A 15,204-nucleotide genomic window follows, 5' to 3' on the forward strand; every position below is an offset into this window, starting at 1 on the left:
CTCTGTGGTGAATATTATTTTATCTTTACGCATAAAAAAACGGCCTCAAAAGAGGCCATTTTTAAAAGGTGAGCAGGATAAGCTACTCACCTACCATGTTGAACTTTTAGTTCGTTCGCGAACAATTCTTTACGAAGCTCGAAGCTTATATTCTGTCGTTAAGTGCAGCAACTATTGGTGATGCATCTAAACCATTCTCAGAAGCCCAAGCTAATACTGTTTTGCCGTCACTTTCTGGTGAGCTTAAGTCACCTTTAGGCATTTTCTTGACCATCAAGGTACCTGTTTCAACTGCGCCGTTAAGCATAGCTGTACGAATAAGGCTGTTACCACCACAAGAAACACCTGTGTAGTAATCTTTAAGTTTAAGTCTAAAGTCAGACTGAACACGTTTCATTTTTTTACGCAGTTCGCCTTTGTCATCTGCTTTAACAATAGTACAGATGTTTTGTAATGCTTCGCCTACATCAGCTTGAGCATTGCCCGCTGTTAATAAAGAGATAGTAGCGATAGCGATAGAAGTTTTAACTATTTTCAACATGGTTAAGTTCCTCGGTTGTTATTGTTTTTTGCAGCCGTTGCTGCGTTTTGATGTAGCTATTAAAAACTATTTGAATTGATTAAAAAATCTGCAAGGTGATACTTAGGTATGGAAAGTGATAACTTTGTGGTTGTTATTCACAGTATTTAGAGGTTAAGCATTTGAATTTAATGTGTTTTTATCATCTCCCATCCTGGTTTTTAAAATGAAATCCCTAGGGAAAAAATGGAGAAATAGCCCAAACTTTATTGCTTATAAAAACCTGAGCTAGGTATATGGAGTCAGTTTAGCTACATTTCCTAACCGGTGCGGTTTTATCAAAAAAGATTGATATCTCGGCTACAGTGACCCCGAATTTTTTCATATAAGAGCGATTCATCATGCGGTTTTTGTCCATTAGAAACATCCAGTCGTCGACAAACAGGTCATATTCTGTGTCATCAACCGGCACGCGCAAGGTGTATTGCCAGTTAAAGGCAGTACCTTGTGAGCCGCCTTTAGCTTGCCCGATAACATCTGCTGCTCCACCTGTAACACTGCCATCGTCGGCAATTTGTAAATCCCAGATACGGATTTGTTGTTCACCATCATGGTAATAAAAAGTTTCGTGTAATTGACCTTGATTGCCTTGCCAGGTACCTACTATATCTACGCAAAAGCGTCTAGTTAGTTTGTTTGAGTAGTCTTGTACTATGCCCCATGCAGTAACTTCTCCATCAAAATAGCGGGGTAAATCGAATTCAGGTGTGGTGTTTTCATAGTCATCTAGCGAACTGCTACATGACAAAATAAAAGGGGTCATCAGCACTAAGAGCCAATATTTAATTATCGTCATTTGTTTAATCCTATGAGTTTGTTGCGCACTTTGGGATAACTGGCCTTTTCGTCTAACCAAATGCGTAAAAAGCTTGAGCCAAAATTTTTGTCAGTAATTTTGCCTATTGTTTTGCCATTAAAGAAAAATTCGCTGTGTTGGTTTTTACTAACATTTAGTAGAAGGGAATCGCCTTTTTTGATATTTGGGAATATCTCTGTCAGTAGGGGGATCCATGGGGTCCATGTTTCTTGTTTAATGCCTAATTTTTGCCACTCTTCTAAGGTTCTTGCAATTAAATCTTCTGAATCAATATCTCTTAAGTAATCGATTCTTAACACTTGTGGAAATAGCTCCGCTTGGTACTCGCCTGTTTGGTTATATAAACTGGCGTTGTAGATATCCCAAAACACAACTTGTAGTTTGGCTTCACCTACTTTTTTTAACTCAAAAAGTGGATTGGCCATGGCAACCCCTGAAAAAGCTACAGTGTTTAATACAACTAAAAGCCAAAAAATGTTGGATTTAGGAGATAGATATTGCATGTTATTCCCAATCTCTAACGACTAATATTGTTTGTGAATGCAGGTTTGCTGATCACCAATTGCACAGTGCTGATGGTGCGCTCTAAAAAGCCGCCTTCGCAGTAACTAAAGTAATAACGCCACATATTCATAAAACGATCGTCGTAACCGTCTTTAGCCAAGGGCTCTTTATTTTCGAGTAGTTTGTGATGCCAATCTTTTAGTGTACGAGCGTAATCAAGCCCGATATCGTGAAGATCGCGGATCATCAAGTCTGTATGTTTTCTCAAATGTTGATTAATTAACAGCTGTGAAGGTAAGAAACCACCAGGAAAAATATGCTTCTGAATGAAGTCGACACTTTTACTGTAGCTGTCTAAACGGTGGTCGCTGATAGTGATCGCTTGCAATACCATCAAACCTTGGTCTTTTAACAGGCTCGAACATTTTTTAAAGAAAGTAGGTAGGTACTCTTTACCTACGGCTTCAATCATTTCAATAGACACTAACTTGTCATACTTTCCTTCGAGTAATCTGTAGTCTTCTTTCAACAGAGTGATCCTGTCTTGTAAACCTTCTTTATTGATTAAATTTTCAGTGTATTGATGTTGTTCTTCTGAAATGGTTGTGGTGGTGACTTTACAGCCATAATTTTTAGCTGCAAATATGGCCAAACCGCCCCAGCCAGTGCCTATTTCGATTAAATGGTCTTCAGGGACCAATTGCAACTTGTCACAAATTGCCCGTAGTTTTGTGGTCTGAGCTTGAGCCAGAGTGCTGTCTTGTGATGGGTAGATAGCCGCAGAATACATCATGCTGTCATCAAGAAATCGGCTATAGAGTTTGTTGCCTAAGTCGTAATGGGCAGCAATGTTTTTCTTTGAACCTGTTGTCGAGTTTTTGTTAGCAAGGTGGCTAATTTTACGAATTGGGAAAGATAACCACTGCATTTTGGCCTCCCAACTATCGAGCAAAGGTAAGTTGCGCGCGAAAACTCGAATGACGTTGGTTAAATTTGGAGTAGTCCATAGGCCTTCTGAAAATGTTTCGCCCGAGGCTATGCTGCCACCAAACAATAAACTTTGGTAAACACTTAAACATTGGATATCAATTTCAGCATGTAAGTCAGAGTCTTTTTGGCCAAAGGTATCCACCAAAACGCCTTGTTCTTTAATCACCATCTGACCTTGTGGCAAGCTGGCAAACACTTTGAGCATAATGGTTCTGCACAGCTTGTGCTGCCACGATAAGCTTGAAGACTCAACTAATATTTGTTCTACGTTTGGCATAGTTATTTTTTACCTTGTACTGAGTGGGAATAAAAAGGCACGCCTTTTATAAATAATTTGAGGGCTTGCCAATAAATACCAAAGACGGTTTTTAACGTCATGCTAGGAATACTAAGTAATACGTTAAAAAGGCTTTTTGAGTTCAGTTCAACTCGTGACAAATTAAGACTAGCAACAAAATGTTTGACGTCTTTGTGGCAAGAAAGAGTGAGTTTTAGTGAGTCATCTGGTTGTGAAATTTTCCACTTATACTGCATATCCATTGGATTAAACGGTGATACATGTAAGGCTTTCGCAGAATCATCTTGTTTGGCTAAATCAACCAAATAACAATGCCTTTCATTCCAAGGTGTATTGCTCACTTCAGCTAATAAGTGACTAAAAGTACCATCATCTTGCTGTAAATAATAAAAATTGACTGGACTAAAGTACAAACCAAAAGTCCGTGTTTGTCCGAGTAAATAAACGCTACCTGTGAGTGGCTCTTGTGCCAGTTCTGACATTTTATGGAGTACTGATTGTTTCAAAGGTATAGCGGCATTACCTAAGTAATCGCTGCGTTTAAAGCGTATTGGCGCCCATGATTTAGATGAAAATCCTTTAACTTGGGTTTCAATTAAATCTATTTCATCAAGGTTTAACCAGAGTAAAAATATCTGATAACTAAAGGCATGTTTTTTAGGTACCAATCGACTGTGAAATACACTTCCTTTATATATAGCGCTTAACATTAGAGCTGCTCGCCAAATGACTTACACACATCTAAAGCACTGCGAACGCCATCTTCGTGGAAACCGTTGTACCAATATGCGCCGCAAAAATGCATCCCTTGTTTGCCTGATATTTCTGCCCATCTTGCTTGGGCTGCAATAGTCTGATGATTAAACTGTGGGTGCGCATATTGGTAGCTGCCGAGTATTTTTGCTGGATCAATATCTTTAGTGTTGTTTAAGGTCACGCAGAAGGTTGTTGTAGATTCTATGTTTTGCAGAATGTTCATGTTGTAGGTTAATACTGCTGGAGCTTGAGATTCACCTTCATGGCCTTTTATCAGATAATTCCAACTTGCCCAGGCCAGTTTTCTGACAGGTAAAACGCTGTCATCAGTATGCAGAACCACTTCATTTTTAGCATAAGGCATGTCCCCTAAAATTTCTGACTGGCTTGAGCTTGGTGTGGCAAGTAAGGCTAAGGCTTGGTTACTATGACAAGCAAAAATAACCTCATCGAACAGATACTCGGTTCCGTCTTGTAAAAGAACTAACTTCTGCTTATCGCTTTCTATTACTGATTTTACTGGGCTATTAAGCTTTATATTATTTTCAAAACCAGCAATAAGAGGTTTAATGTATTCTCTAGAACCACCAATAATGGAGCGCCACTGGGGCCTGTCTGTGATATTAAGTAGTCCATGATTATTGAAAAAGCGCAGAAAAAATGTAAAAGGAAAGGCTTTGATATCCTCTAAACTAGTCGACCAAATAGCGGCACACATGGGCAAAATATAGTTGTAGGTGAAGTCGTCACTGAATTGATGTTGAATTAGAAACTCATGTAATGTTTTTTTGCCATAATCAGTTTTCTCAGTTGCTGCTTTTTTACATATTTTATTAAATTTCAGAATGTCTCTTACTATTCGCCAAAATTTTGGACGAAATACATTTCGCCTTTGAGCAAATAGGCTATTAAGTGTATTACCGTTGTATTCTAGGTTTTGTGAAAGGTTTTTAACGCTAAAGCTCATTTCGGTAGCTTGAGATGGCACCCCAATTTTGTTCATTAATTTAATAAAGTTTGGATAGGTCCAATCATTAAAAACAATAAAGCCCGTGTCTATTGCATAGTGTTTGCCGCTCACTTCCACATCTTTAGTAGCGGTATGGCCACCAATATAGTTATTTGCTTCAAAAATAGTCAGGTCATGATGCTGGTGGAGTAGATGTCCACAAGTAAGCCCTGAAATTCCTGAACCTATTATTGCAATCTTTTTACCCATGTTTGTCCTGTAATTTATTCTGTAGTGGGTCAACGCATTTTAAATACGCTGCGCAATGACGACTCATTTTCTGATGATAATAGATACCTAAATTAGCAAACTAGAGATCACTTAATAGCTGAATTTTATTTTTTATTTTCGATCTAAAACTGATAATCAGAAGTATTAACAACCATTGAACACACAGAACACACAAAGTTAGCCTTTATATGAACTCTTATTTCGAGACCCCTTTATTTCCGCTGTCGGCACATTTATTGCCAGGTGGAAGAATGTTATTGAGAATATTCGAACCTAGATACGTGCGTATGGTGAAAGAAGCATGTGCGGCTGAAACGGGGTTTGGGATGTGTATGTTGAATGCCCAAGGAGACAAAGAGCAAAACCAGCATATATATTCTATAGGCACTTACGTAAAGGTAATAGATTTTGATTTGTTGGATGATGGCTTCTTAGGCGTCATTGTTGAGGGACAAAAATGTTTTGAAATTATGTCTATAACCACCGAAACTGATGAGTTAAGGATAGGTAAATGTATTTGGTTAGCAGAATGGTCTACGCAGTCTACAGAGCAATCCATTGCGCCAATTGATGAAAGGTTAATGGATGTTTTTGATAAGTATCCAGAACTACAAAGCTTATACCAAAATCCCAAATTTAATGATCCCATATGGGTGATTTATCGCTGGTTGGAATTATTACCAGTTGATGCTGAGAAAAAACAACAATTTTTGCAACAAAAAGACTGTGTGAAAGCTTTAGATTTTCTGACACAATTGGTTGAGTGATCCTTTAACCAATCAAACTAGTATTACTTACTATTGTCAATTTTTCGATGGTGTAAGCAAATGTTAGTTGGAATATCTCTGGAAACGAAGCAAATTAATTCCATTAAACCAATAGAATGTGCTGAAGAAATGTCTGGATATTTACGTATAGTAGCGAGTGATCGTTGTAAGCTGTCGTTTTCCAAGATCTTTAGTTACTTTGCACCCCGTTTACGTTCATATGCGCTAAAACAAATGGGTAACGAAGCCCTTGCAATGGAGCTAGTGCAAGACACTATGTCTAATGTATGGCAAAAATCTCATCTGTTTAACTCTGAAAAAGGCTCGCCTTCTACTTGGATTTTCACTATCGCAAGAAATCTTCGATTCGATATGCTCAGGAAGCAGAGAAATCGCAAGGAAGATGTGTGCTCAGATGACCTTTGGCCTATTTTGTGTGAACAAACGCCAGACGCAAATGAGGTATCTTTAGATCATCAAGTGACTATGGATGAGATTGGGGTATTACTTGATACCTTGCCTGAAAAACAAAAGTTGGTGATTGAAGCGATTTATATAGACGGTAAATCCCAGCAAGAAGTTGCGGACGAATTCGATATTCCACTAGGAACAGTAAAATCTAGAACCAGACTTGCATTACAACGTTTAAAAGAGATGTTAAAAGACGATGATTAGTTTTCACCCCAAATACACAGATTTACAAGCATTTTCGGCAGGTAACTGTAATACCGCCATGGCTTTGATGATTTCTGCCCACCTTGATATGTGCCAGCAATGTCATCATGACTGTATTGATATTCAATCTGAATTAGCAGCTGATTTATTTTCTTTGTCGACACCCACTGCTCCTTTAGATAGCCAATATCTTGCTATGATGTCAAATATTACAGATTTACCTGTTGCTAAGTCTATAGTAAATGAGGCCATTAATACCTCGATTGAACTTGATGGCAAGTATTTTGAATTGCCTAGAGTTTTAAGACGGCATGTTAAAAATACTGGTAATTGGTCACGCTTGCTCGGTAAAGTGTGGCAAGCGCCGGTGGAATTAGGCGATATTGGTAAAGCTAATTTTATCTATATGGAAAAGGGTGGTCGTGTACCAGAGCATACCCATAGAGGTTCTGAGATGACTTTAGTGGTTGATGGTCAATACAACGATGGTATTGCAGAATACGACTGTGGTGATTTCACTATTATGAATAACCAACATAAACATTTACCTCACTCTGAGGCAGACGATGGTTGTTTAGTTTTTACTATAGTTGATCAACCGCTACATTTTACCGCGGGAATTGCTCGATTGTTAAATCCCTTTAGCCATTTATTTTTTAAGTAAAGTTATTTCAATCCAAAAAAAAAACGCGCTGAAAGCGCGTTTTTTTATGTTTTGAGCTTATTAACTAATAAAACTGCTTTCTGGATAATTCAGTTTAAGAGTTCTCATTGCATTGTTTTTTAAGTCATCTAGCTTAAGTTGATCGTAACATTCAACCATAATTTCTAGCGCTTCTTGCACATGGCTAGTATCCGGATAATGCTCAATCACAAACCTGCCACGATTAGCTGCTGCGACATAAGCATCGCGTCGCATATAATAACGGGCAATGGAAATTTCGTATTTCGCTAATCGACTTTTGATATGCAACATACGCTTTTGCGCATCTGCTGCGTATTTGCTATTTGGGTATTTCTCAATCAAACGCCTAAAATCGTTAAATGCTTGACGAGAGTTAGTAGGATCTCGGTCAGACCTGTCAATACCTACTAATTCTTGGAACAGGTTACTATCCACTTCCATATTAGTGAGACCACGCATATATATTGCGTAGTCAACATCTGAGTGGTTAGGATTGAGTCGAGTGAATCGGTCAATAGTGGCCAAAGCCTGATCTGTTTTACCCGTTTTATAATAACCGTATATAAGGTCTAATTGGACTTGATTTGACAAAGGTCCAAACGGATAACGTGAATCCAATGCACTTAAGGTTTCAGTTGCTGCGTTAAAGTTTCCAAGACGCATTTTTTCTTTTGCGTCGTCATATAGACTTTGGGCACTTCTGTTGCGTAGGACTAAATCGACATCTTCGTCCTCTGGGGCTGATGAACATCCAGCCACAACAACTAAAACACTGCTTAATATAATATTTCTAAGGTTGATTTTACTGATCATATGCTCTTATTTACTCTCATTTCTAATTCGATTGATGATGCATGATTCATTAGGGGTAAAAATCCGTTAGAATAGTGTTTTACCAAATCGATAACTGCAGCGCATTCTACCCTAGCAAATTGGGCTATGCACATATAAATCGTTACGAAACACATTCAGGATGTTTAATGCATGTCTACCGCACATGAAAAAATACAATTACAGGCAAATGTGCCTGAAAACTTATTTGGCAAACGATTGGATCAAGCTTTGGCCGAAATGTTCCCTGATTATTCAAGATCACGCATAAAAGAATGGATTTTGGCTGATTATGTCAAAGTAGATGGGCAAATTTTAAACAGACCTAGAGAAAAGCTGCTAGGTGAAGAGCTTATTGAGATTGATGCTCAAATTGAAATGCAAGTTCAACATAAAGGCCAAGATATTGATTTAAACATTGTGTTTGAAGATGAACATATCTTGGTGATTAACAAACCCATGAATTTAGTGGTGCATCCTGGAGCTGGCAACAGCGACGGTACTGTTTTGAATGCTTTACTCAATCATGCACCGGAAATTGTTAACGTACCACGTGCTGGCATAGTTCATAGACTGGATAAAGATACGACTGGCTTAATGGTGGTCGCGAAAACAATTCCTGCACAAACCCATTTAGTCGAACAACTGCAGGCCAGAGAAATTAGCAGAGAATATGAGGCCGTGGTTGTAGGTACTATGGTAGCGGGTGGCACGGTTGATGAACCTATTGGCCGTCATCCTACCAAACGCACTAGTATGGCCGTGCGTGAGTCAGGCAAACCTGCCATGACTCATTATCGGGTAAAAGAAAAGTTTCGTGCTCACACCTATATTAGATTAAAGCTGGAATCTGGGCGTACTCATCAAATTCGCGTACATATGTCGCATCTGCGTTATCCATTAGTGGGTGATCAGGCTTATGGCGGGCGCCCAAGACCACCAAAAGCTTGTAATGAAAATATGGTGAACATGTTAAGAATGTTCCGCCGCCAAGCTCTGCATGCTATCCAACTTGAATTGACTCACCCTGTGACGGGAGAATGGTTAAGCTGGCAGGCGCCTCTACCGAAAGATTTTGTGGAACTTTTAGAAGTATTGAGAGAAGACAAATCTGAGCACGGCAGCGGAGAAGTGTAAACTTGCTGCAGCAGAATTATATTCAAGCTGCTTGGCCAGCACCTAAAAATGTCAAAGCCTTTACTAGTTGCAGAAGTGGAGGTTTTAGTCAGCCACCCTACGAATCGTTTAATTTGGCACAACACGTTGGCGACGATCAAGATTTAGTTAATAAAAATCGTCAACTGTTGCCTAATTATCAGAACTTTACCTGGTTAAATCAAACCCACAGTAATATCTGTGTAGATTTAGGACAGAGCGGCAAAGTTACGGATGGGGCACTTCAAGGTGATGCTTGTTTTTCTTCCATAAAAAATCAAGTTTGTGCTGTCATGACTGCAGATTGTTTGCCGATTTTGTTTTGCGATCAGCAAGGTACTTGTGTTGCGGCAGTGCATGCTGGTTGGCGTGGATTAGCGAACGGCGTGATAGAAAATACCGTGTCGAATATGCCGGTTAATTCAAAGTCGCTTATGGCTTGGATGGGGCCGGCTATTAGCCAAAGACATTTTGAAGTCGGAAAAGAGATAAAAGAAACCTTTATTGATTACCCACAAGCTTTTAGTCGCAATAACAAAATGCCTGAAAACAAATATTTTGCTGACCTGTATGCCATAGCTAAGCAGAAAATGATGACTTTAGGGATCTCTCAGGTTTTTGGTGGCGACTATTGTACTTATCAACAGTCTGAGTTGTTTTTCTCCCATCGCCGAGCCACACATCAATCCTCATCAGAGGCAAATCATATAGCCACAACGGGCAGAATAGTCAGTGCTATTTATCTTGTTTGATATTTGTCACTTAAATTTGATCTTCATCATTAAATTTCATTAGTCATCAGTTATTAATACTAATCATTAACTTTTGGTTTATATACGGGGTTTAGTTTGCTTGAGATTATATCCATACAAAATGTAATGTCTTTCTTCAGCAGACTTGATTAGTACGTAAATTGTACCCATAACCAAACTATCAAAACCTCAGTGGAGTAATTTTATGCGCTTAGATAGTTTTACCAGTAAATTTCAGACGGCTCTGTCCGAAGCCCAATCTTTGGCATTGGGACGTGACCATCAATACATAGAACCTGTACATGTAATGACAGCCTTGCTTAATCAGCAAGGCGGCTCAGTTCGCCCGTTATTTGATAATGCCAATATCAACGTTAATAGTTTACGTTCTGCCTTGTCAAACGCTGTGGACAAACTGCCTCGGGTTGAAGGGACAGGTGGAGATGTGCAACTGGGGAAAAGTACCGTTGTATTGCTTAATTTATGCGACAAAATTGCACAAAAGCGTAAAGATGATTACATCACTTCAGAAATATTTGTTTTGGCAGCTTTACAAGATAAAGGCAGTTTAGGAGAGTTACTTAAGCTATCCGGTGCTAATCAAGAAAATATTGAAAAAGCCATTGAGAAAATGCGTGGTGGTCAAAAAGTCACGGATCCTAATGCAGAAGATGTGCGTCAAGCACTCGACAAATTCACAACTGACTTAACTGAGCGAGCCGAGCAAGGAAAGTTAGATCCTGTTATTGGTAGAGACGATGAAATACGTCGTACTATTCAAGTATTACAGCGTCGCACTAAAAATAACCCAGTACTCATTGGTGAGCCAGGCGTAGGTAAAACGGCTATTGCTGAAGGCTTAGCTCAGCGCATTATAAACGGCGAAGTGCCTGAAGGATTAAAAAATAAGCGTGTGTTGTCCCTTGATATGGGCTCATTGATAGCAGGTGCAAAATTTCGTGGTGAGTTTGAAGAACGTTTAAAAGCCGTGCTAAATGAACTCAGCAAGGAAGAAGGTCGAGTCATTTTATTCATCGATGAATTGCACACTATGGTTGGTGCTGGCAAAGGTGAGGGGGCTATGGATGCAGGCAACATGCTTAAGCCGGCCTTGGCTAGAGGAGAGTTACATTGTGTAGGTGCGACCACCTTAAATGAATATCGCCAGTATATTGAGAAAGATGCAGCACTGGAGCGTCGCTTTCAAAAAGTATTAGTAGAAGAACCTAGTGTGGAAGATACCATTGCCATATTACGGGGTTTAAAAGAACGCTATGAATTACATCACTCAGTTGAGATCACCGATCCGGCAATTGTAGCCGCGGCATCTTTATCCCACAGATATATTAGTGATAGGCAACTACCTGATAAAGCTATTGATCTTATTGACGAAGCGGCATCGAGTATTCGATTGCAAATGGACTCAAAACCTGAAGATATGGATAAGCTTGAACGGCGGATCATTCAGCTTAAACTCGAAGAGCAAGCTCTCGCTAAAGAAAAGGATGAGGCGAGTCACAAACGTTTGGAAATCATCGAATTAGAGCGTGAGCAAGCTGAACATAAATTTTCAGAGTTTGAAAAAATCTGGGTAGCAGAAAAGCAAGCTATGCAAGGAACACAGACAATTCGTTCTGAACTCGAACAAGCTAAATTAGATTTGGAAATTGCCCGAAGAGCCTCTGATTTAAGCCGCATGTCTGAATTACAATATGGCAGAATTCCTGAGCTTGAGGCTAAATTAGAATTAGCTACTGAGTCTGAAACTCAAGAAACTACCTTACTGAAAAATAAGGTGACCGAGAGTGAGATTGCCGATGTTCTGTCTCGCTGGACAGGTATACCTGTATCCAAAATGCTTGAAGGCGAAAAAGCGAAATTACTATCAATGGAAAAGGCTTTGCATAAGCGTGTAGTCGGGCAGAGTGAAGCGGTCACTGCAGTATCCAATGCTATTCGTCGCTCACGAGCTGGTCTATCAGATCCTAACCGTCCTATTGGTTCTTTTTTATTTTTAGGTCCAACAGGTGTCGGTAAAACAGAGCTTTGCAAAACCTTGGCTGGATTCTTGTTTGATACTGAAGATGCCATGATCCGTATCGATATGTCGGAATTTATGGAAAAACACTCAGTGGCTCGTATGGTTGGAGCGCCTCCTGGGTATGTGGGTTATGAAGAAGGTGGGTATTTAACCGAAGCTGTTAGACGTAAACCTTATTCAGTCATTTTGCTCGATGAGGTTGAAAAAGCTCATCCAGACGTTTTTAATGTTTTACTGCAGGTTCTCGATGACGGCAGGTTAACTGATGGTCAAGGTCGCACTGTCGACTTTAAGAATACAGTGATCATTATGACCTCAAACCTTGGTTCAGATATTATCCAAGAGGTCAGCGGTGAAAGTAATTATCAACAAATGAAAAGTTTAGTGATGACAGCTGTCAATGACCATTTCAGACCTGAATTTCTTAATCGAGTGGATGATATTGTTGTTTTCCATCCTCTTGGTAAAGAACAGATCACTGCTATAGCTAAGATCCAGCTAAGATCTTTGAAAGAACGCTTGGCAGACAAAGGTTATAAATTGGAATTGAGTCCTGCTGCCTTGGAAAAAATCGCAGATGCAGGTTTTGATCCTGTTTACGGTGCAAGACCCTTAAAACGGGCTATTCAAACAGAAATTGAAAACCCATTAGCTCAAAAAATACTATCTGGGGATCTGGCAAAAGATGGAACAATAAAGATTGATCTGAATAACGATGTGCTGACTATTCAATAAAAAACACTTTTAAAGTTTCACTTCAATTAACATTGGATAATGATCTGAAGGTAAGCGACCGTTTAACGAGTCGCTTACCACTCCAAGTCTCTTTACTTAGAATTCGTGGCTAACAAAATATAATCAATAGGATATTGGGCATTGATATCAAAAGCTGTAAAGGTGAATGCTAGCCTTTAGTTACCCACTAGTTACCCCGAGATCTGGTTATTTAATTACTTGTTCAAGTGTATGCGTGGCTTGCGGCGCGACTTCTTGCCACTGAGTCACGGCTGTTTCCACACATAACATCGTCAGGTAGCTGTCATCTGCCATATCGTCCATGCTGCTGGATTTATCTTGCCAAGGGTTCCATACCACTATGCTGTCATGACCTGAAGATAGTATCCTAGTTTTAATCTGCTTATCGATGATGCTGAGGGTTTTAGGCTGCTCAATATGTACTCTGTCTGTTTCTTCGCTGAAGCAATATGGTTGCGGGGTATCAAACATTTGCAGACTACGAGTTTTATCAGAATATTGCTTAGACAAACCTAACAATTCGCAGTGTTTGATATCAGCAATGGCAAAATAACTATGTAACGCGCAATTAAAAGTGAAAGGTGTATTGCCAAGGTTACTGGTAAGTAATTGAATTCTTAACTGCTGTCCAACATGTACCACTAAAGTAAGTTGTGCGTTACCTTCAAATCCTTCACCTGCAGTTGTTTGCGGTTTGAGGGTTATGGTGGTGCCTGTATCTGATTCTTCGGTATTGAGGATATCCCAGTTTTGTGCACGCACGTAGCCGTGAGCTGGTAAGTCAGTATTGCCTGAATGGCCGCCAAACCAAGGCCAGCAGATAGGTATGCCTCCTCGAATTGGCTTTTTTCCATCGAATAAAGCGTTTTGACTTACCCATAAGCGTTCTCTACCATCATATTTGGGCTTGAAGCTTAAAATATGCCCTCCAAATAAAGATATTTCAGCGCTGGCAAAGGCATTATCAATGTGCAATAGCTGGATATTATCTCGTGTAATAATCTTTGTTGAATCAGTCAGTAACATGTGAACTCTTAATAAGGGCGATAGATCAAAAAAAGGCGACTTAGATAGTCGCCTTTTTAACATATTTTAGTAGTCAAATTACATCTCTAATGAATGTAAATTAGCTAGAATATTTATTTGCTGATGTGGGCAACCAAATCTAATACTTTATTTGAGTAACCGATTTCGTTGTCGTACCAAGAAACCAGTTTCACAAATGTATCAGTTAAAGCGATACCGGCTGTGGCATCAAATATTGAAGTGCGAACATCACCAATAAAGTCTTGTGAAACTACTGCATCTTCGGTGTAACCCATTATGCCTTTCATATCACCTTCTGAAGCGGCTTTCATGGCTGCACAAATTTCTGCGTAGCTAGCGGGTTTCGCTAGATTAACCGTCAAATCAACTACTGATACGTCAGCAGTGGGTACGCGGAATGCCATGCCCGTTAACTTACCGTTTAATGCTGGGATAACTTTACCAACTGCTTTAGCGGCACCTGTTGATGATGGGATGATGTTTTGAGAAGCACCACGACCACCGCGCCAATCTTTGTGAGATGGACCATCTACTGTTTTTTGGGTTGCAGTGGTGGCATGAACTGTCGTCATCAATCCATCAACAATACCGAAGTTATCGTTAAGTACTTTCGCTAAAGGCGCTAAGCAGTTAGTGGTACATGATGCGTTAGATACAATATCTTGACCAGCATACTCATTGTGGTTAACACCCATAACAAACATAGGCGTTGCATCTTTAGATGGAGCAGAAAGTACTACCTTCTTGGCGCCAGCTTCAATATGTTTACGTGCTGTTTCGTCAGTCAAAAATAAACCAGTAGATTCAACCACTACATCTGCACCAATTGCATCCCAAGCTAAATCTGCTGGATTACGTTCGGCAGTCACTCGTATAGTTTTACCATTGACTATTAGTTGACCGTCAGTGACTTCAACCGTACCTTTAAATCTACCATGAGTAGAGTCATACTTAAGCATGTACGCCATGTAGTCTACATCTAATAGATCGTTAATACCGACTACTTCAATGTCGTTACGTTCACATGCTGCACGGAATACAAATCGACCTATTCGGCCAAAGCCATTGATACCTACTTTAATTGTCATGTCTTAATCCCCTATGCTTTTTTTAAACCAATTATTCAAATAAGTTTATTACGAAAGGTGATAACACCCTTCTGAAATATAATTACAAAATTATGGACTAAATCGCCGAATAAGGCAAAATATTCACGGAAATATGTTATTTAATTACAATATGGTCATTGCAAACGTATTCATAGCCACCAATGATAGGTTTTCGCTGATAATGAATTGTAGGTCAATACG

At 39.5% G+C, this 15,204-nt stretch carries 15 protein-coding genes; 6 read left to right on the forward strand and 9 right to left on the reverse strand.

Features of this window, described 5'->3' with window-relative positions:
- Positions 1–145 precede the first annotated feature (145 nt).
- The 6 genes from GARC_RS08870 to GARC_RS08895 form a co-directional block, all read right to left on the reverse strand.
- Positions 146–541 (reverse strand): DUF3718 domain-containing protein, encoded by a 396-nt coding sequence (locus GARC_RS08870; RefSeq protein WP_007619026.1) that lies wholly within the window; start codon positions 539–541, stop codon positions 146–148.
- 286 nt (positions 542–827) lie between these two features.
- A complete protein-coding gene (locus tag GARC_RS08875; RefSeq protein ID WP_007619027.1) occupies positions 828–1,376 on the reverse strand; it encodes a DUF3833 domain-containing protein in 549 nt (182 codons plus the stop codon).
- On the reverse strand, positions 1,373–1,900 hold the full coding sequence (locus tag GARC_RS08880) for a chalcone isomerase family protein (RefSeq protein WP_007619028.1): 528 nt from the start codon (positions 1,898–1,900) through the stop codon (positions 1,373–1,375). The genes GARC_RS08875 and GARC_RS08880 overlap by 4 nt, the downstream gene beginning before the upstream one ends.
- A gap of 14 nt (positions 1,901–1,914) precedes the next feature.
- Positions 1,915–3,168 (reverse strand): SAM-dependent methyltransferase, encoded by a 1,254-nt coding sequence (locus GARC_RS08885; RefSeq protein WP_007619029.1) that lies wholly within the window; start codon positions 3,166–3,168, stop codon positions 1,915–1,917.
- Between the two features lie 2 nt (positions 3,169–3,170).
- Positions 3,171–3,899, reverse strand: coding sequence for a DUF1365 domain-containing protein (locus GARC_RS08890; RefSeq protein WP_007619030.1), 729 nt, complete (start codon positions 3,897–3,899; stop codon positions 3,171–3,173).
- Positions 3,899–5,164, reverse strand: a complete 1,266-nt coding sequence (locus GARC_RS08895; RefSeq protein WP_007619031.1) for an NAD(P)/FAD-dependent oxidoreductase — start codon at positions 5,162–5,164, stop codon at positions 3,899–3,901. Before GARC_RS08895 ends, GARC_RS08890 begins: the two co-directional genes overlap by 1 nt.
- A 209-nt stretch (positions 5,165–5,373) precedes the next feature.
- On the opposite strand from GARC_RS08895, the gene GARC_RS08900 reads away from it, so the two are divergent.
- From GARC_RS08900 to GARC_RS08910, 3 genes are read left to right on the forward strand one after another with little or no spacing between them, the layout of a single operon-like run.
- Complete coding sequence (locus GARC_RS08900; RefSeq protein ID WP_007619032.1) at positions 5,374–5,952, forward strand: LON peptidase substrate-binding domain-containing protein; 579 nt, start codon at positions 5,374–5,376, stop codon at positions 5,950–5,952.
- 60 nt (positions 5,953–6,012) lie between these two features.
- Positions 6,013–6,627: a sigma-70 family RNA polymerase sigma factor gene (locus tag GARC_RS08905; RefSeq protein ID WP_007619035.1), complete on the forward strand. Its 615-nt coding sequence runs from the start codon at positions 6,013–6,015 to the stop codon at positions 6,625–6,627.
- The gene (locus GARC_RS08910) at positions 6,620–7,291 is read left to right on the forward strand and encodes a ChrR family anti-sigma-E factor (RefSeq protein WP_007619037.1); all 672 of its coding nucleotides are present in this window, start codon (positions 6,620–6,622) and stop codon (positions 7,289–7,291) included. Before GARC_RS08905 ends, GARC_RS08910 begins: the two co-directional genes overlap by 8 nt.
- Before the next feature lie 60 nt (positions 7,292–7,351).
- On the opposite strand, the gene GARC_RS08915 is transcribed toward GARC_RS08910, so the two are convergent.
- Positions 7,352–8,125: an outer membrane protein assembly factor BamD gene (locus tag GARC_RS08915; RefSeq protein WP_007619039.1), complete on the reverse strand. Its 774-nt coding sequence runs from the start codon at positions 8,123–8,125 to the stop codon at positions 7,352–7,354.
- 171 nt (positions 8,126–8,296) lie between these two features.
- Between GARC_RS08915 and rluD the strand changes: the two genes are divergently transcribed.
- From rluD to clpB, 3 genes are all read left to right on the forward strand, one after another.
- Positions 8,297–9,280, forward strand: a complete 984-nt coding sequence (gene rluD, locus GARC_RS08920) for a 23S rRNA pseudouridine(1911/1915/1917) synthase RluD (protein WP_007619041.1) — start codon at positions 8,297–8,299, stop codon at positions 9,278–9,280.
- A gap of 2 nt (positions 9,281–9,282) precedes the next feature.
- Positions 9,283–10,050 (forward strand): peptidoglycan editing factor PgeF, encoded by a 768-nt coding sequence (gene pgeF / locus GARC_RS08925; RefSeq protein ID WP_007619043.1) that lies wholly within the window; start codon positions 9,283–9,285, stop codon positions 10,048–10,050.
- Positions 10,051–10,255: 205 nt separating this feature from the next.
- Positions 10,256–12,826, forward strand: coding sequence for an ATP-dependent chaperone ClpB (clpB, locus tag GARC_RS08930; RefSeq protein WP_007619052.1), 2,571 nt, complete (start codon positions 10,256–10,258; stop codon positions 12,824–12,826).
- Positions 12,827–13,033: 207 nt separating this feature from the next.
- On the opposite strand, the gene GARC_RS08935 is transcribed toward clpB, so the two are convergent.
- Positions 13,034–13,873, reverse strand: a complete 840-nt coding sequence (locus tag GARC_RS08935) for a D-hexose-6-phosphate mutarotase (protein WP_007619054.1) — start codon at positions 13,871–13,873, stop codon at positions 13,034–13,036.
- Between the two features lie 113 nt (positions 13,874–13,986).
- Positions 13,987–14,982 carry a type I glyceraldehyde-3-phosphate dehydrogenase gene (gap, locus tag GARC_RS08940; RefSeq protein WP_007619056.1) on the reverse strand — a complete coding sequence of 332 codons (996 nt, stop codon included), beginning with the start codon at positions 14,980–14,982 and terminating at the stop codon, positions 13,987–13,989.
- Positions 14,983–15,204: the final 222 nt, after the last annotated feature.

The organism is Paraglaciecola arctica BSs20135, from assembly GCF_000314995.1.
In the GTDB taxonomy this organism is placed as follows: domain Bacteria; phylum Pseudomonadota; class Gammaproteobacteria; order Enterobacterales; family Alteromonadaceae; genus Paraglaciecola; species Paraglaciecola arctica.